Source organism: Streptomyces sp. NPDC027672, assembly GCF_055566335.1.
In genome coordinates, this window is the sequence record NZ_JBVHSO010000004.1 from 584958 (window position 1) to 602461 (window position 17504).

Consider the following 17504-nt stretch of genomic DNA (forward strand, 5'->3'; position numbering starts at 1 on the left):
CCGCCCGTGCCGCGTCCGCGGCCCGGGGTCAGTCGCAGCCGCAGCCGCTTCCCGCGGCCACCGGCAGCGGCTGCGGGGCGCCAATCTTCGGCAGGCCCAGCATCACGCCCGCCGGCTTCGCGGCCTGAGCCGCGTTCCGCTTCTCCCAGGCGTCGCCCGCGCGCGTGCGGCGCACGGCGAGGACGGGGCCCTCGGCGAGGAGGTGGTGCGGGGCGGCGTAGGTGATGTCGACGGTGACGACGTCGCCGGGGCGGACCTCCTCGTCCGGCTTGGTGAAGTGGACCAGGCGGTTGTCGGGGGCGCGGCCGGAGAGGCGGTGGGTCGCGCCGTCCTTGCGGCCCTCGCCCTCGGCGACCATCAGCTCCAGGGTGCGGCCGACCTGCTTCTTGTTCTCCTCCCAGGAGATCTCCTCCTGGAGGGCGACGAGCCGCTCGTACCGCGCCTGCACGACCTCCTTGGGGATCTGGTCCTCCATGGTCGCGGCGGGCGTGCCGGGCCGCTTGGAGTACTGGAAGGTGAAGGCCTGGGCGAACCGGGCCTCACGGACGACGTGCAGCGTCTGCTCGAAGTCCTCCTCGGTCTCGCCGGGGAAGCCCACGATGATGTCGGTGGTGATCGCCGCGTGCGGGATGGCGGCCCGCACCTTCTCGATGATGCCGAGGTACCGCTCCTGGCGGTAGGAGCGGCGCATCGCCTTCAGGACCGTGTCCGAGCCGGACTGGAGCGGCATGTGCAGCTGGGGCATGACGTTCGGGGTCTCGGCCATGGCCGCGATCACGTCGTCCGTGAAGTCCCGGGGGTGCGGGGAGGTGAAGCGGACCCGCTCCAGGCCCTCGATGTTCCCGCAGGCGCGCAGCAGCTTGCTGAAGGCCTCGGGGTCGCCGATGTCGGAGCCGTAGGCGTTGACGTTCTGGCCGAGCAGCGTGATCTCCGAGACGCCCTCGCCGACCAGGGTCTCGATCTCGGCGAGGATGTCGCCGGGCCGGCGGTCCTTCTCCTTGCCGCGCAGGGCGGGCACGATGCAGAAGGTGCAGGTGTTGTTGCAGCCCACGGAGATGGACACCCAGGCCGCGTACGCGCTCTCGCGGCGGGTGGGCAGCGTGGAGGGGAACGTCTCCAGGGACTCGGCGATCTCCACCTGCGCCTCTTCCTGGACGCGGGCGCGCTCCAGCAGCACGGGCAGCTTGCCGATGTTGTGCGTGCCGAAGACGACGTCCACCCAGGGCGCCTTCTTCACGATGGTGTCGCGGTCCTTCTGCGCGAGACAGCCGCCGACCGCGATCTGCATGCCGGGGCGCGAGGCCTTCCGCGGCGCGAGCCGGCCCAGGTTGCCGTACAGCCGGTTGTCGGCGTTCTCCCGGACCGCGCAGGTGTTGAAGACGACGACGTCCGCGTCGCCGTCCGCCCCCTCGGGGGCCCGCACGTATCCGGCCTCTTCCAGCAGCCCGGCCAATCGCTCGGAGTCGTGGACGTTCATCTGGCACCCGTAGGTGCGGATCTCGTAACTCTTGGGGGCGGGAACGTCCACTGCCGGGCTCCGGTCGCTGCTGCTGGTCATGGGTTCCAGGGTAGGCGGTCCGCGCCGGGCGGTGTCCCGGAGTCCCGCGGCCCGGCCCGGCGGTCCGCCGTGCCGGGCGAGGGCGGCGGAACGTACGGTTCCCGGTGCCGTGACGGCAGTCACAACAGTCCCGTCGGCACCGTCCGCTGCCCCTGCGGGCAACGGGCACCGCCCGCGCCGGGCAGGAGACGTTTTCCGCCAAAGGGCGTCCGAAAGCCCGAACAGACGTGTTCAAGAGGGCGGGCGACCTGCTTAGGTGGATCGGTGAGACGCCACAGGGAGTTCGCCGCCGCCCCCGGCGCAGCAGAGACGGGGAGACGTTCCAGCCGTTCCGGCCGGTGAGAACAGCGAACGGGGGTGACACCACGGATGAGGAGAACGAACGAGCACGCCGCGCTCCAGCGCCGGTGCGCCGCGATCCTGCGTGACCTCGGGGTGGAGCGGTCGCTCTCCCTGGAGGCGGTCCGCGCGCGGGTGGAGGAACTCAGGGGCCGCCCGCTGGTGCTCAGGGAACTGCCCGAGCAGGCCGCGGCCATCGGCGCGTGCGGGCTGTGGCTGGGCACCGACGACGCCGACTACGTCTTCTACGAGCCCCGGACCGCGCCGCTGCACCAAGAGCACATCATCCTGCACGAGATCGGCCATGTGCTGTGCGACCACCACCGGAGCGTCACGGACGACGGCGGTCCGCCGGCCGGACCGCTGCTGGGCCCTCCGCAGCCCCAACTGGTCAGACGGCTGATGGCCAGAACCAGTTACACGACCACCGAGGAGCAGGAGGCCGAGATGATCGCCAGCCTGATCCAGTGCGCCGGGAAGACCGGCCGGGTGGGCGGGCCCCTGGGACGCCTCGGCGCCTTCCTGGGCGTGACGGCGGACGCCGGTGACTGAGCTGGCGGCCCGGGTCGGACTCGCCGGCGTCATCGCCCTGTGGTGCGCGCTGGTCTGGCGGGCGCGGCCCGCGCTGCGCCGGCCGCGGCTGCGGGGTCTGTGGGTCACCGTGCTGGCGGCGGCCACCGCCATCACGCTGTTCCAACCCCGGGTCGTCACCGGGCTCACGTCCGCCGGTGTCGGCGTCCACACGGTCTCCCTGGTCCGCAATCTGATCGGCGTGCTCAGCGCGGGACTGGTCCTGCTCTTCGTGATCGACTCCGGCCGCTCCCCGCGGCTGCGCCGCTCCGTGGCGGTCGGGCTGACGGCGGCGCTGGTGTCGCTGCTCGTCCTGGACCTGCTGTGGGCCGGGCGGACGTCCGCGGGAACGGCGTCCGCGCAGCGGCCCGCGTCCGCCGAGACCGCCTACTGGCTGATCCTCATCGCCGCCCACCTCGCCGGGGACGCGGTCGCCCTGGTGGTCTGCTGGCGGTACAGCCTGCGCACGGACGAGCGCGATCTCGTCTGGTCGCTGCGGCTGTTCGCGGTGGGCAGCGTCCTCGCCCTGGTCTTCTGGTCCGGTTACCTCTGCCACCTCTACGGCCTCGCGCCCGGCCTGCTGCCCTGGCTGAGCGTCGTCATGGCGGCCCACGGCCTCCTGCGGGCGGCCTCGCTGCTGGTGCCCACCGCAACCGCGCTGGCCCGGTCGGCGACCGCGCTGCGGACCACCTGGCAACTGTGGCCGCTGTGGCGGGACCTGGTCACCGCGGTGCCCCACGTGGCCCTCGCCAGCCCCCGGCGGACCCGGGTCCAGGAAGTGCTCCGCCTGCGCTATCCGCTGGCGCTCCAGGCACACCGGCAGACCATCGAGACGTACGACGCGCTGCTGACGCTCCAGCAGTACGTGCGGCCGGACGCCTACGAGAAGGCGCACCGGCACGCCCGGCGGGCCGGGGTGCGGCACGACCGGCTGGCCTCCGCCGCGCTCGCCGGTGTCGTCGGCCAGGCCCGCCGCGCCGTACTCGGCGGGGTGCCGCCGGCCGACCCGCACCCGCTGCCCGGGGTGACGCACGGCAGCCCCGAGACGCTGCTGCTGATCGCCCGCATGTGGCCCGCGATGACCGACGCGCTGCCCTGCCACACCCGGCCCGCCCGGACCACCGGCGCCTGCGAGTCCCCCTGAACCACGGCGCGTAGGCCGCCGGGCGCCGCGAGGCAGCCTGAAGGGGGAACCGCCCCCTGGCCTTGTGGGTCCCCTCGGCTACGGCGTGCCGGCCGGGGCCCGGTGGGCTCAGGAGGTGGCGCCGTCGCGGGGGGTGATGCGGTAGTCGAACGCGAGGGTGCCGGGGTCGATGGCGGTCGCTCCGCCGTCGACGGTGAGCACCGCTCCGTTGACGTACGACGCGGCCGGCGACAGCAGCCAGGCGATGGCCTCCGCGACCTCGCGCGGCTCGCCCGGGCGGCCCTGGGGCAGCAGCCTGGTGGCCTCCGCGTACGCGGCCTCCTTGTCGCCGCCCGGCAGGTCCGCCTCCTCGGCGAAGCGCGTCATGCGCCGGTCGGCCATCTCGGTCCGCACCCATCCCGGGCACACGGTGTTGGCCCGCACGCCCTGCCGCCCGTAGTCGACGGCGACGGACCGGCACAACTGGAGCAGGGCCGCCTTGGAGGTGGCGTACGGGGCGTTGCTCGTGCCGTTGCGCAGGGCGGACACCGAGGCCACGGCGACCACCGCGCCACGGGACTCCAGCAGGTGCGGGATCGCGGCGCGCAGCAGGAGCAGCGGCCCGGTGACGTTGATGCGCATCACCTCGTCCCAGTCCTTGAGTGACATGTCCCCGACGGCGCCGCCGCGCCCGATGCCCGCGTTCAGCACCACACCGTCGAGCCGGCCGTAGGCATCCAGGGCCGCCTGGACGAGTCCCTCGGCCGCGTCGGGGTCACCGACGTCGGAGGGGTGCGCCAGCGCGCCGGTCTCCCGCGCGAGGCGCTCCAGCGGCTCGGGCCGCCGCCCGGAGACGACCACGTGGTGCCCCGCCTCGCCGAGCAGCCGGGCGGTGGCCTGGCCGATGCCCGAACCTCCGCCGGTCACGACGACAACCCGCTTGTCCTCCACCAGTTCAGGCCCCTTCATCCGGATCGACCAGATCCACGAGATCGCCGAGATCGACGAGTTCACCAGCAAGCGGGTCCGAGCTTAGATCCCGCCGATCTTGCGGTGACGACTTCCGGCCAGCGCCCGGCCGGCCCCGGGACGAACCGGTCCGGCCGTCCGCACGGGGTCCGGACCCGGCGCGGTCCGTCCCGGCCGGGTCCCGGGACGGACCGCGCCGGCCCTCCCGCGCCGCCACCGGCCCGTGCCCCGGTGCACCGGGCGGCCGCACCGGCGCACCCGGCGGCCTCGGCGCCCGCGACACCAGGGCGCGGTCGCGGCCCGCCGGCCGTGCCGGGGTGCCCGTCGGCCACGGCGGACCGGTGGGCGGACCGGTTCCCGTGGTCGGTCTCCGGCCGTCGTCCACAAGAAGCCGTGTGCGCGGCGGCCCCGGAATCGTAAGATCGGGGATCTCTTGGGGGGAGGTGTCCATGGGCAGGCGGCGCCCTGACACACCGACGCTGGAGGAGGTGGCCGCCCGCGCAGGAGTGGGCCGGGGCACGGTCTCCCGCGTCGTCAACAACGCGGCCGGCGTGAAGGATTCGACGCGCCAGGCCGTACAGCAGGCCATCGCCGAGCTGGGGTACGTGCCCAATCTCGCGGCCCGGTCCCTGGCCGGACGGCGTGCCGACGCCGTCGCGCTCGTCATGACGGAGCCGGACTGGCGGATGTTCGCCGAGCCGTTCTTCTCCGAGATCGTCAGCTCGCTCGGCGACGCGCTGGCCGACACCGGGATGCAGCTGCTGCTGACCCTGGTCCGCTCGGACGCCGAACGGCGGCGCTTCCTGGAGTACGCCCGCGGCGGCCGGGTCGACGGCGTGCTGATGATGTCCGTGCACGCCGACGACCCGCTGCCCGACATGCTGGCCGAGGCCCGGCTGCCGACCGTGCTGCTGGGCCGCCGCTCGGGGGACGAGCGGGTCAGTTACGTCGACGCGGACAACACCGGCGGCGCCCGTACGGCGGTCTCCCATCTGCTGGCCACGGGCCGCAGGGCGATCGCCACGATCACCGGGCCGCTCGACATGTACGCCGCCCAGTGCCGGCTGCGCGGCTACCGCGAGGCACTGGTCTCGGCCGGGCTGGGGACGGACGGGTCCTGGATCGCCGAGGGCGACTTCACGGAGGAGAGCGGTCAGCGCGCCATGGCCCGGCTGCTGGCCCGGCACCCGGAGATCGACGGTGTGCTCGCCGCGTCGGACACCACGGCGGCCGGTGCGCTCAGGGAACTGCGCGCCGCGGGCCGCCGGGTTCCGCAGGACGTCGCCGTCATCGGGTTCGACGACTTCCCGCTGGCCGAGCGGACCCAGCCCCGGCTGACCACGGTCCGTCAGCCGGTGGCGGAGATCGGCCGGGCCATGATCCGGCTCCTGCTGGAGGAACTGGACGAGCTGGACGAACCGTCGGTGGCCTGGCGCCACGTCATCCTCCGCACGGAACTGGTCCTGCGCGACTCGGCCTGACGACCACGGCCCGACCGCAACAGGGCCCGGACCGACCCCCGCCGCAACCCGGCCGACTCCCGCCTCAACCCGACCCTGGGCGGCGCGATCCGGCCCAGGGGCCGACCCCCGCCGGAACCCGGCCCGGGGCCGGCCCCCGCCGGGCGCGTGCACCGGGCAAACCCCCGGCCGGGCGCGCACCGGTTCTTTCCGCCGACCCGGCCACGTGGGGCTCCGGCTCACGCCCCGAAGCAGGGCACCGACGGCCCGGCAACGTGGCTCGCCCGAGGGCGTATGGGGCGGGGGCGGATGCGTGTGGGGGGCGCTGCGGCGGGGCCTACTGGAGGGCACGTGCGGGGCGGGCTGAGGGAGCCAGGAGTGCCCACAACCATCCCCGGGAGCGCTCCCATCACCCCCACCCCTCCACCTCCCACCCCTCCCACCTGCACCGTCGAAACCTCTTCGACACAGTCCGCGCGCACCACCTTGTCAGGGACATGGACTCTCCTTACAGTCCCCCCAACGGAGGTAATGGGAGCGCTCCCACCTTCCCCCGCCTTGGAGCGCTCCCGCCACCCGACCGTCCCCGAGAGGACCCGCATGCGACCGTCAAAGCACTCTGCACGTGGAGCGAGTGGCCTGTTCGGCGCGCTCCTCGCCGCACTCGCCGCACTGGCGGCCGTGCTCACCACGGCCCCCGCGGCACACGCCGACACCGCGATCTGCGAACAGTACGGCTCGACGACGATCCAGGGACGTTACGTCGTCCAGAACAACCGCTGGGGCACCAGCCAGCCCCAGTGCATCAACGTCACGGACACCGGATTCCGGATCACCCAGGCCGACGGTTCGGTGCCGACGAACGGCGGCCCGAAGTCGTACCCGTCCGTCTTCAACGGCTGCCACTACACCAACTGCTCGCCCGGCACCAGCCTGCCGGCCCGGCTCAGCGCCATCTCCAGCGCGCCGACCAGCATCTCGTACGGCTATGTGAGCAACGCGGTGTACGACGCCGCGTACGACATCTGGCTCGACCCCACGCCCCGTACCGACGGCGTGAACCGGACCGAGATCATGGTCTGGTACAACAAGGTCGGCTCGATCCAGCCCGTGGGCTCGCAGGTCGGCACCGCGACCGTGGCCGGACGCCAGTGGCAGGTGTGGTCCGGCAACAACGGCTCCAACGACGTGCTGTCCTTCGTCGCCCCGTCGGCGATCCAGAGCTGGGGCTTCGACGTCATGGACTTCGCACGACAGGCCGTCTCCCGCGGACTGGCGCAGAACGACTGGTACCTGACGAGCGTCCAGGCCGGCTTCGAGCCCTGGCAGAACGGCGCCGGGCTCGCCGTGAACTCCTTCTCCTCCACCGTCAACACCGGCGGCGGCTCCCCGGGCGGCCCCGGCACTCCGGCCGCCTGCGCGGTGACCTACGCGACGAACGTCTGGCCGGGCGGCTTCTCCGCCGACGTCACCGTCGCCAACACCGCCGCCACCCCGGTCGACGGCTGGCGGCTCGGCTTCACCCTGCCCGCCGGACAGCGCGTCACCAGCGCCTGGAACGCCGCCGTCTCGCCGTCCTCCGGCGCGGTCACGGCGACGAACCTCGCGCACAACGGCCAGATCGCGCCCGGCGCCCGGGTGAGCTTCGGCTTCCAGGGCACGTACGGCGGGACGTTCGCCGCGCCCGCCGGTTTCAGCCTGAACGGAACCGCCTGCACCACCGCATGACAGGTCCGCGCGTCCACGCATCCGGCAGGAGGAGCGCACATGAGTCAACCACCGGACGACAACCACCCGGGGCGTACCGCCCGTCCGATCCAGCGGAAGGAGAGAACGATGGCCCGACGCGGCAGGCTCCTGTCGGTCGCGGCGGCCTTGTCGACCCTGCTGATGGCGCTCGGCCTGGCCCTGTTGGGGCAGGGCAGTGCCAAGGCGCACGGGGTCGCGATGCTGCCCGGATCCCGTACCTATCTGTGTTACCTGGACGGCCGCACGGCGACCGGCGGGCTGAACCCGACCAACCCGGCGTGCAAGGACGCGCTGGCCAAGAGCGGCGCCAACGCGCTGTACAACTGGTTCGCGGTCCTGGACTCCAACGCCGGCGGGCGCGGTGCCGGTTACGTCCCGGACGGCACCCTGTGCAGCGCCGGCGACCGGTCGCCGTACGACTTCTCCGCCTACAACGCGGCCCGCTCGGACTGGCCGCGGACCCATCTGACCAGCGGGGCGACGATCCAGGCGCAGTACAGCAACTGGGCGGCGCACCCGGGTGACTTCCGGGTGTACGTCACCAAGCCCGGCTGGTCGTCCGCCTCCGCGCTGCGCTGGGCCGACCTCGACCTGATCCAGACGGTCACCAACCCGCCCCAGCAGGGCTCGCCGGGCACCGACGGCGGCCACTACTACTGGGACCTGAAGCTGCCCTCCGGCCGCTCCGGTGACGCCCTGATCTTCATCCAGTGGGTGCGCTCGGACAGCCAGGAGAACTTCTTCTCCTGCTCCGACGTCGTCTTCGACGGCGGCCACGGCGAGGTGACGGGCATCGGCGGCTCCACCGGCACGCCCACCCCGACACCCACCCCGACCCCGACTCCGACGCCCACCCCGACCCCGACGCCAACCCCGACGCCGACCCCCACGGACCCGCACACCGGTTCCTGCATGGCCACCTACTCCGTGGTCAGCTCCTGGAGCGGCGGCTTCCAGGCGACCGTCGAGGTCATGAACCACGGCACCGCCCCGCTCGACGGCTGGGCCGTGACCTGGAAGCCCGGCACCGGGACCAAGATCAGCAGCGTGTGGAACGGGACGTCGGCCACCGCCTCCGACGGTACGGTCACGGTCCGCAACGCGGACTACAACCGGGTGGTACCCGCCGACGGCACCACCACCTTCGGCTTCACCGCCACCTCCACCGGCAACAACCTCCCCGCCGGATCGATCGGCTGCGCCACGGCGCAGAGCGCCTCCTAGCGCACCGCACGCCGCGCACCGCCTCCCCCGCCCGCACCCGGGGAGGCGGTGCGTTCCGCTTCCCGGACCGCCCCGGCGCCCGGCCCCGGGGACGGCAACCGCGGCAAACCCGGTGGAGGTTGCGGCGTCCCGGTGCCTACAGTCGCGCCATGACCACACGGACCTTCCGCATCATCGTCCGCGGCACCTTCGACGGCCTCACCGAGGCCCAGCGTGCCGCCCTGCTCGCCGACGCCGCCGACCACGACGTCCTGCGCGCCGCCTTCACCGCCGAGGGCACCCTCACCTACGACATCGCCGCCCGGCCCGCCTTCGCCTTCCGCTTCTCCGCCACGGGCGAGAAGGAGGACGACATCCTGGCGGCGACGGAACGGGCGGAGAAGACGGCCGCGTCCTGGCTGGCCGAGCGCGGCTACGGCTTCAAGCACCTGCGGAGCACCGCCGAGGACCTGTCCCAGGCCCCGCTGGGCAAACGGCAGCGCCGCGCCGCCCGGACGGCCGGCTCGTGAACCGCGGCCCTAAACTTGAGTAGTCAAGGAGTCGGCAAGGGAATCGGGGAGGCGGGCGCGATGAGCGAGCCCCTGGACGCGGCGCTGCGGCTGGTACGGGCGCAGGCGACGGTCGTACGGCGCTTCGACGCGCGGCTCGGCGGGCTGCACGGCGTCAGCCTCGCCGACTTCACCCTGCTGCTCCGGCTGGGCCAGGCCCCCGGTGCCCGGATGCGCCGGGTGGACCTGGCCGAGGCGCTGGGGCTGACCGCCTCCGGGGTGACCCGGGGGCTGGCCCCGCTGGAGCGGATCGGGCTGGTGACCCGGGAACCGGACGCCCGGGACGCGCGGGTGGCGTACGCGGCGCTGACCGCGACGGGCCGGCGCCGGCTGGCGGAGATGCGGGTGACGGCCGAGGAGACCGCCGCCGAGCTGTTCGCCGGCCCGTCCTGGCCGGCCACGGACCTCGCACACCTCGCGACCCTGCTGACCCGCCTGGGCGGCACGGGCCTGCGGGACCACTGAGCACCGGAGCACCACCCTGGACCCGGCTCCCCGCTCCCCCGTGCAGCCCCGCGACCGTCAGGCCGCGCCGCCCGGTATCCAGCCCTGGCGGCGCAGTACGGCCGACACGTCCGGGGCCTCGTAGTGATCGCCCTTGAGCACCTTGCCGTCGGCGCGGCGGGCGATCCGGCCGTCGGGGCCGATCTTGCTCATGTTGGCGCGGTGCACCTCGGCGATCACCTCGTCGAGGTCGATGCCGTGCACCAGGGCCGTGCCGTAGGCGACGTACACCACGTCGGCCAGCTCGTGCGCGAGCCGGTCCAGTGGTCCGTCCACCGCGACCTCGGCCACCTCTGCGGCCTCCTCCGCGAGCAGGTCGCCGCGGTGGGCGGCCAGTTCCGGGTCCACCTCCGTCGGCGTGCCGCGGACGTCGAGACCGAAGGCGCGGTGGAACTCCTGGACGAGGCGGGCGGGCGAAGTACTCATACGGCGACTGTAACGGCCGCCACCGACAACGCCCCGGCCGTGACCGCTGTGCTCGCGGCCCTGGTCAGCGTCGTGCGCCGGCTGGCAGGATCGCCGCATGTCCAAGATGTTCGCCCGGGCCGGCGGGCGCAGAGCGCTGTGGGTCCCGGCCGTCGGTGCCGTGGCCCTCGGGCTGCTGCTGTGGTGGCTGCTGCCGCTGGGCGAGGAACCGCCGAGCGGGACGATCGTGTTCAGCACCGGTACGCCCCGCGGCGTCTACCAGGAGTACGGCGAGCGGCTGCGCGCCGAGATGGGCAAGGACATGCCGGGAGTGCGGGTGAAGCTGCTCAACAGCGCCGGCTCCCAGGAGAACGTCGAGCGGGTGGCGACCGGGCAGGCCGACTTCACCATCGCGGCGGCCGACGCGGTGGCGACGTACGAGCTGGGGCACGGCAGCGGCGCCGGACGGCTGCGCGGTGTGGCCCGGCTCTACGACGACTACGTGCACCTCATCGTGCCCCGCGGCTCGGACATCCGGAGCGTCGCGGACCTGCGGCACCGGCGGGTGGCGACCGGGCTGCCCCACTCGGGGGTGCGGCTGATAGCCGACCGGGTGCTGGAGGCCGCCGGCATCGACCCGCGCGAGGACATCACGCCGTCGGCGGACGGCATCGACACCGGGCCCGCGCGGCTGCGGGAGGGGAAGATCGACGCCTTCTTCTGGTCCGGCGGGCTGCCCACGAAGGGGCTGTCCGGGCTGGCGCAGGAGGGTGCCTTCCGGTTCGTGCCGATCGGCGACGACCTCGTGGCCCGGCTGCACGCCCAGGGTGCGGCGGCGCGCTACTACCGGTCCACGAACATCCCCGAGTCGGCCTATCCGCGCATACAGCAGGGCACGCAGGTGCCGACGATCGCCGTGTCCAACGTGCTGATGACCCGTACGGACGTCGATCCCCGGCTGACCGAGTGGCTGACCCGCACGGTGATCAAGAGCCGGGACGGCATCGGCGCCCACGTCCACTCCGCGCAGCTCGTCGATCTGCGCACCGCCATCTACACCGATCCGCTGCCGCTCCAGGAGGGCGCCCGGCGCTACTACCGGTCGGTCAAGCCGTAGCGCGCACGGCGGGCACCGGCCCGGCAGCCCGGCGGCCCCGCAGCCCGGTGTCGGCGGACGCCCGGTGTCAATGGACGCCCGGTGTCAGCGGGCGTCCGTGGTGCCCCGGGCGTGTTCCGCGTACCGGGGCACCCTGACGGTCACCCGCAGCCCGCACGGCTCGTGGTGGGCGTAGTCGATCGAGCCGCCGCCCGCCGCGAGCAGGGCGCGGGTGACGGACAGGCCGAGGCCCGAGCCGTTGACGTTCTGGTGCCGGCCGCTGCGCCAGAACCGGTCGCCCACGCGCGCGAGTTCCTCGTCGGTCAGGCCGGGGCCGGTGTCCGTGACGACGACCGAGGTGGTGCCGCCGTCGGCGAAGACCGTGATCCGCACCGTGCCGCCCTCGGGCGTGAACTTCACGGCGTTGTCGACCACCGCGTCCAGGGCGCTGGACAGGGCGATCGGGTCCGCCCAGCCGGTGACGGGCGGGCAGTCACCGGTCAGCAGGACGCCTCTGGCGCGGGCGGCCGGCGCCCACGCGGCCAGCCGTTCCCCGGCCAGCGCGCCGATGTCGGTCAGCCGGAGGTCGGCCTCGGCGTGCTCGGCCAGCGCCAGGTCGAGCAGGCCGTCCAGGACCTGCGCGAGGCGCTTGCCCTCGGTGCGGACCGAGGCGATCTCCGCGTTGTCCTCGGGCAGTTCCAGGGCGAGCAGTTCGATGCGCAGCAGCAGCGCCGCGAGCGGGTTGCGCAGTTGGTGCGAGGCGTCGGCGACGAAGGCGCGCTGCTGCTCCAGCACGGCCTCGACGTTGTCCGCCATCTCGTTGAACGAACGGGCCAGCCGTCTGAGTTCCGGCGGGCCGCCCGCGACCGCGACCCGGGACTTCAGCCGCCCGGTGGCGATGTCGTGGGTGGTGGCGTCCAGGACCCGGACCGGCCGCAGCACCCAGCCGGTCAGCCTGAGCGCCGCGCCGACGGCGAGCAGCATGGCCGCGATCTCGCCGGCGCCGATGAACAGCCAGCCGCGCAGGATCCGGGAACGGAGCTGCCCGGTGGGCGAGTCGGTGACCACGACCGCGACGACGTCGCCGTCCCGGATCACCGGCGAGGCGACGACGAGCCGGCTGCGCTGCCAGGGCCACGCCTGCGGCGGGTCGTGGCTGCGCCGGCTCAGCAGCGCCTCGTCGAACGCCCTGCGCACCTCGCCGGTGCCCGGTACGGCCCAGTTGCCGGGCGCGTTGGCCATCGCCTGGCGGCCGTTGCGGTAGAAGACGCCCGCGCGGATGCCGTAGACGCCGTAGTAGCTCTCCAGTTCGCTGCGCAGGCTCTCCAGGCGTTCGTCCGTGGTGGTGCGGCGGGAGCCGCCGGGCGCGTCGGTGACGAACTGGGCGAGCGAGGCGAACCGGGCCGTGTCGTCGATCCGGTCGACGACGACCCGCTGCTGCTGTGCGGCGGCCACGCTGGCGGCGAGCGGCAGGCCGAGCGCGAGCAGGACGGCCGCCAGCAGGACGATGAGCAGCGGCAGCAGCCGGGTGCGCACCCGTCCCCGCTAGGCGGCCGGGGCGACGAGCCGGTACCCGACGCCGCGTACGGTCTCGATCAGCGCGGGCATGCGGAGTTTGCCGCGCAGGGAGGCGACGTGCACCTCCAGGGTGCGGCCGGTGCCCTCCCAACTGGTGCGCCAGACCTCGCTGATGATCTGCTCCCGCCGGAAGACCACCCCGGGCCGCTGCGCGAGCAGGGCGAGCAGGTCGAACTCCTTGCGGGTCAGCTGGATCACCACGCCGTCCACGCTGACCTGGCGGGTGGGCAGTTCGATGCGGACCGGGCCGAGCAGCAGGGCGCTCCCGCCGCCGGTGGCGGGGTCCTCGTGGGCGGTGCGCCGGCTGACGGCGTGGATCCGGGCGAGCAGTTCCCCGGTGTCGTACGGCTTCACGACGTAGTCGTCGGCGCCCATGTTGAGCCCGTGGATGCGGGAGCGGACGTCGGCGCGGGCGGTGACCATGATGACCGGGGTGGTGGTGCGCTTGCGTATCTTGCCGCAGACCTCGTAGCCGTCCTGGTCGGGCAGGCCGAGGTCGAGCAGGACGACGCCGAAGCCGTCGCCCTCGGGGACGAGTGCCTGGAGGGCCTCCTCGCCGCTGCGCGCGTGGGTGACCTGGAAGCCGTGCCGTGCGAGGACGGCCGACAGGGCCGCGGCGACGTGGTTGTCGTCCTCGACGAGCAGCAGTCTCATCCCGGCCCCCTCCGGTTCAGCGGTCGTTCGGTCTCGGTCCCGTCCGTCGTGCACGGCGGCGGATCACCGGCACGCGCGCGTGCACCATGGCAGTGACGCCGATGGAACAGGACGGCGTCAAGAGGGTTCAGGTTGCCCGTCCCTTCCGTTATCCGGCCGATACGCGCACCGGCCCCCTGTACTACGACACGTGTCCGATTGCTATCGGATCGTGATGCTCAGATCTCCCTCAGATGTGATGACGCAGGTCACGCGGCTCACTACTGTCCTCGGAAACCCGAGGAGGACGGAGCCCGAGAGCGATGACCAAAGTACCGGTGGCCAAGGAAGACGTGGCCACGTCCGACGAACTGGTCGTCCTGAAGAGCGTCAACAAGCACTTCGGCGCGTTGCACGTGCTCCAGGACATCGACCTGACGATCGCCCGCGGCGAGGTCGTCGTGGTCATCGGGCCCTCCGGGTCCGGGAAGTCGACGCTGTGCCGCACCATCAACCGTCTGGAGACGATCGACTCGGGCACCATCACGATCGACGGCAAGCCGCTGCCGCACGAGGGCCGGGAGCTGGCCCGGCTGCGGGCGGACGTCGGGATGGTCTTCCAGTCGTTCAACCTCTTCGCGCACAAGACCGTGCTCGAGAACGTGATGCTGGGTCAGGTCAAGGTCCGCAAGGCCGACAAGAAGCAGGCCGAGGAGAAGGCCCGCGCCCTGCTGGACCGGGTCGGCGTGGGCACCCAGGCGGACAAGTACCCCGCCCAGCTCTCCGGCGGCCAGCAGCAGCGCGTGGCGATCGCGCGGGCGCTGGCGATGGGCCCGAAGGTCATGCTGTTCGACGAGCCGACCTCCGCCCTCGACCCCGAGATGATCAACGAGGTGCTGGAGGTCATGCAGCAGCTCGCGCGTGAGGGCATGACGATGATCGTCGTCACGCACGAGATGGGCTTCGCGCGTTCGGCCGCGAACCGGGTCGTCTTCATGGCGGACGGCCGGATCGTCGAACAGGCCACGCCCGACCAGTTCTTCAGCAACCCGCGCAGCGACCGGGCCAAGGACTTCCTGTCCAAGATCCTGCACCACTGACCGGCGCGGCCCGCACCGCACATGCCCCAGGGACTCGTTCCTCACCACTCAGAAGGATGTTCAGCATGAAGCTCCGCAAGGTCACCGCCGCCTCGGCCGTCCTCCTCGCCCTGTCCGTGACCGCCACCGCGTGCGGCGGCGACAGCGACGACAAGGGTTCCGGCGGCAAGAAGATCTCCATCGGCATCAAGTACGACCAGCCGGGCATCGGCCAGAAGACGCCGCAGGGGTACGCGGGCTTCGACGTGGACGTGGCCACCTACGTCGCCGAGAAGCTGGGGTACAAGGAGGACCAGATCGAGTGGAAGGAGTCGAAGAGCGCCGACCGCGAGACCATGCTGAAGCGCGGTGACGTCGACTTCATCGCCGCCTCGTACTCGATCACGCCGGAGCGCCAGAAGCTGGTCGACTTCGCCGGCCCGTACCTGCTGGCCCACCAGGACGTGCTGGTCCGCGCGGACGACGCCTCGATCAAGTCGGCCGCAGACCTCAACAAGGCGCGGCTGTGCTCGGTCACCGGCTCCACCTCGGCGCAGAACGTCAAGGACAAGCTGGCCCCCAAGGCGCAGCTCCAGAAGTACCCGACGTACTCCGCCTGTCTGACCGGTCTGCAGAACAAGGCGATCGACGCCCTCACCACGGACGACTCGATCCTCGCCGGCTACGCCGCCCAGTCGCAGTTCAAGGGCAAGTTCAAGCTGGGCGGCCTGAAGCTGACCAACGAGAACTACGGCATCGGCGTCAAGAAGGGCAGCGACCTCAAGGCCAAGATCAACAAGGCCCTGGAGGAGATGGTCTCCGACGGTTCCTGGCAGAAGGCCGTGGACAAGAACCTCGGCCCGGCCGGCTACAAGAACGAGCCCGCCCCGAAGATCGGCGAGATCAAGAGCTGAGGCAACGCCCGAGGGGTGCGCCGTCCGCGCGGGCGGCGCACCCGGGCATCCCTACACGCGGAAGCGCGGGAGATCGTGTTCGACTTTCTTGACGGTTACGACGTACTGGGCGCCTTCTGGACGACCGTGCAGCTGACGCTGCTGGCCGCCGCGGGCTCCCTGGTCTGGGGCACCCTGCTGGCCGCCATGCGGGTGGGTCCGGTGCCGCTGATGCGCGGTTTCGGCACCGCCTACGTGAACATCGTGCGGAACATCCCCCTCACGGTGATCATCCTGTTCTCGTCGCTGGGCCTGTACCAGACCCTGCGGATCACCCTCGGTGCCGGTGACGACGTGGACACGGCCAACTTCCGGCTGGCGGTGCTCGGACTGGTCGTCTACACGTCGGCCTTCGTGTGCGAGGCGATCCGCTCCGGCATCAACACGGTGCCGGTCGGCCAGGCGGAGGCCGCGCGCGCCATCGGACTCAGCTTTACCCAGGGGCTGTTCCTGATCGTGCTGCCGCAGGCGTTCCGGGCGGCCGTCGGCCCGCTGACCAACGTGCTGATCGCGCTGACGAAGAACACGACGGTGGCGGCCGCGATCGGCGTCGCCGAGGCGGCGCTGCTGATGAAGGACATGGTCGAGAAGGAGGCGCAGTTGCTGCTGATCTCCGCGATCATCGCGTTCGGCTTCTGCTGCCTGACCCTGCCGACCGGCCTGATCCTCGGCTGGGTGGGCAAGAAGGTGGCGGTGAAGCGATGACCTCGGTCCTGTACGACGCCCAGGGACCGCGCGCCAAGCGGCGCAGCGCCCTCTGCACGGTGCTCTTCCTCGTCGCGCTCGCGGCCCTCCTGTGGTGGCTGTACTCGTCCCTGGACGCCAAGGGCCAGCTCGCCTGGGCCCTGTGGAAGCCCTACCTCGGCGGCGGCGCCGAGGCCTACTCGACCTACATATGGCCGGGCCTGCAGAACACGCTGAAGGCGGCGGCGCTGTCGATGGTCATCGCGCTGCCGCTGGGCGCCGTCCTCGGTATCGCGCGGCTCTCGGACCACGTGTGGGTACGGGTGCCCGCGTCGGTCGTGGTGGAGTTCTTCCGCGCGATCCCCGTACTGGTGCTGATGATCTTCGGGCTGGCGCTCTTCGCCCAGTACACCGACGTGAACTCGGACGACCGCCCGCTCTACGCCGTCGTCACCGGCCTGGTGCTGTACAACGCGTCGGTGCTCGCGGAGATCGTCCGCGCGGGCATCCTCGCGCTGCCGAAGGGCCAGTCCGAGGCAGCCATGGCGATCGGCCTGCGCAAGGGCCAGGTGATGCGGCTCATCCTGCTGCCGCAGGCCGTGACCACGATGCTTCCGGCCATCGTCAGCCAGCTCGTGGTCATCGTGAAGGACACCGCGCTCGGCGGCGCCGTCCTCACCTTCCCCGAACTGCTCGCCTCGGCGAACACCATGAGCGGCTACTACGGCGCCAACACCATCGCGTCCTTCACGGTGGTGGCCGTCATCTACGTGATCATCAACTTCTCGCTGACCTCGTTCGCGAGCTGGCTGGAGGGCCGGCTGCGGCGGCGCAAGAAGTCGACCGGCGTGGTGCTGAGCGCCGAGAAGACGGCGGACGTCCAGGGCGCCGCGGGGACCGGAACCTCCGCCTGACGCCAGGTCAGACCCGAATGCACCACCCGGAGGCAGTGGCCTGATCGCCACTGCCTCCGGTCGCTTGACGCAAACTCTGCCAATGGGTTGCATACGCTTTGTGATCGTGCACCCCGCT

At 72.3% G+C, this 17504-nt stretch carries 17 protein-coding genes; 12 read left to right on the plus strand and 5 right to left on the minus strand.

Annotated elements, in window-relative coordinates; all coding sequences use genetic code 11:
• Positions 1-28 precede the first annotated feature (28 nt).
• On the minus strand, positions 29-1558 hold the full coding sequence (miaB, locus tag ACZ4SV_RS13600) for a tRNA (N6-isopentenyl adenosine(37)-C2)-methylthiotransferase MiaB (RefSeq protein ID WP_468004078.1): 1530 nt from the start codon (positions 1556-1558) through the stop codon (positions 29-31).
• Positions 1559-1927: 369 nt separating this feature from the next.
• On the opposite strand from miaB, the gene ACZ4SV_RS13605 reads away from it, so the two are divergent.
• Both ACZ4SV_RS13605 and ACZ4SV_RS13610 read left to right on the plus strand, forming a co-directional pair.
• On the plus strand, positions 1928-2449 hold the full coding sequence (locus ACZ4SV_RS13605; RefSeq protein WP_365877016.1) for a regulator component: 522 nt from the start codon (positions 1928-1930) through the stop codon (positions 2447-2449).
• Entirely contained in the window at positions 2442-3611 is a 1170-nt protein-coding gene (locus ACZ4SV_RS13610; RefSeq protein WP_468004081.1) for an MAB_1171c family putative transporter, read from the plus strand. Before ACZ4SV_RS13605 ends, ACZ4SV_RS13610 begins: the two co-directional genes overlap by 8 nt.
• A gap of 108 nt (positions 3612-3719) precedes the next feature.
• On the opposite strand, the gene ACZ4SV_RS13615 is transcribed toward ACZ4SV_RS13610, so the two are convergent.
• Positions 3720-4541, minus strand: coding sequence for an SDR family NAD(P)-dependent oxidoreductase (locus ACZ4SV_RS13615; RefSeq protein ID WP_365877012.1), 822 nt, complete (start codon positions 4539-4541; stop codon positions 3720-3722).
• 467 nt (positions 4542-5008) lie between these two features.
• Between ACZ4SV_RS13615 and ACZ4SV_RS13620 the strand changes: the two genes are divergently transcribed.
• The 5 genes from ACZ4SV_RS13620 (at position 5009) to ACZ4SV_RS13640 (ending at position 10005) form a co-directional block, all read left to right on the plus strand.
• Positions 5009-6040 carry a LacI family DNA-binding transcriptional regulator gene (locus ACZ4SV_RS13620; RefSeq protein ID WP_365877544.1) on the plus strand — a complete coding sequence of 344 codons (1032 nt, stop codon included), beginning with the start codon at positions 5009-5011 and terminating at the stop codon, positions 6038-6040.
• A gap of 579 nt (positions 6041-6619) precedes the next feature.
• The gene (locus ACZ4SV_RS13625; protein ID WP_468004083.1) at positions 6620-7747 is read left to right on the plus strand and encodes a glycoside hydrolase family 12 protein; all 1128 of its coding nucleotides are present in this window, start codon (positions 6620-6622) and stop codon (positions 7745-7747) included.
• A gap of 108 nt (positions 7748-7855) precedes the next feature.
• Entirely contained in the window at positions 7856-8992 is a 1137-nt protein-coding gene (locus ACZ4SV_RS13630; RefSeq protein WP_468004085.1) for a lytic polysaccharide monooxygenase auxiliary activity family 9 protein, read from the plus strand.
• A 149-nt stretch (positions 8993-9141) separates the two neighbouring features.
• Positions 9142-9501, plus strand: coding sequence for a DUF6204 family protein (locus tag ACZ4SV_RS13635; protein ID WP_365877538.1), 360 nt, complete (start codon positions 9142-9144; stop codon positions 9499-9501).
• A gap of 60 nt (positions 9502-9561) precedes the next feature.
• Entirely contained in the window at positions 9562-10005 is a 444-nt protein-coding gene (locus ACZ4SV_RS13640) for a MarR family winged helix-turn-helix transcriptional regulator (RefSeq protein WP_468004088.1), read from the plus strand.
• 57 nt (positions 10006-10062) lie between these two features.
• Here ACZ4SV_RS13640 and ACZ4SV_RS13645 read toward each other — a convergent pair whose 3' ends face one another.
• Positions 10063-10470: a pyrophosphohydrolase domain-containing protein gene (locus ACZ4SV_RS13645; protein ID WP_365877534.1), complete on the minus strand. Its 408-nt coding sequence runs from the start codon at positions 10468-10470 to the stop codon at positions 10063-10065.
• Between the two features lie 97 nt (positions 10471-10567).
• Here ACZ4SV_RS13645 and ACZ4SV_RS13650 point away from each other — a divergent pair, with 97 nt between their 5' ends.
• Positions 10568-11566: a TAXI family TRAP transporter solute-binding subunit gene (locus tag ACZ4SV_RS13650; RefSeq protein ID WP_468004090.1), complete on the plus strand. Its 999-nt coding sequence runs from the start codon at positions 10568-10570 to the stop codon at positions 11564-11566.
• 84 nt (positions 11567-11650) lie between these two features.
• On the opposite strand, the gene ACZ4SV_RS13655 is transcribed toward ACZ4SV_RS13650, so the two are convergent.
• Both ACZ4SV_RS13655 and ACZ4SV_RS13660 read right to left on the minus strand, forming a co-directional pair.
• Positions 11651-13081 (minus strand): sensor histidine kinase, encoded by a 1431-nt coding sequence (locus tag ACZ4SV_RS13655; protein WP_468004092.1) that lies wholly within the window; start codon positions 13079-13081, stop codon positions 11651-11653.
• Positions 13082-13090: 9 nt separating this feature from the next.
• The gene (locus tag ACZ4SV_RS13660) at positions 13091-13777 is read right to left on the minus strand and encodes a response regulator transcription factor (RefSeq protein WP_397943230.1); all 687 of its coding nucleotides are present in this window, start codon (positions 13775-13777) and stop codon (positions 13091-13093) included.
• Between the two features lie 302 nt (positions 13778-14079).
• On the opposite strand from ACZ4SV_RS13660, the gene ACZ4SV_RS13665 reads away from it, so the two are divergent.
• From ACZ4SV_RS13665 to ACZ4SV_RS13680, 4 genes are all read left to right on the plus strand, one after another.
• Entirely contained in the window at positions 14080-14856 is a 777-nt protein-coding gene (locus tag ACZ4SV_RS13665; protein WP_365877525.1) for an amino acid ABC transporter ATP-binding protein, read from the plus strand.
• 65 nt (positions 14857-14921) lie between these two features.
• Complete coding sequence (locus ACZ4SV_RS13670) at positions 14922-15749, plus strand: glutamate ABC transporter substrate-binding protein (protein WP_365877523.1); 828 nt, start codon at positions 14922-14924, stop codon at positions 15747-15749.
• A gap of 75 nt (positions 15750-15824) precedes the next feature.
• Positions 15825-16493 (plus strand): amino acid ABC transporter permease, encoded by a 669-nt coding sequence (locus ACZ4SV_RS13675; RefSeq protein ID WP_358694101.1) that lies wholly within the window; start codon positions 15825-15827, stop codon positions 16491-16493.
• Positions 16490-17386, plus strand: coding sequence for an amino acid ABC transporter permease (locus ACZ4SV_RS13680; protein ID WP_468004096.1), 897 nt, complete (start codon positions 16490-16492; stop codon positions 17384-17386). The genes ACZ4SV_RS13675 and ACZ4SV_RS13680 overlap by 4 nt, the downstream gene beginning before the upstream one ends.
• Positions 17387-17504 lie beyond the last annotated feature (118 nt).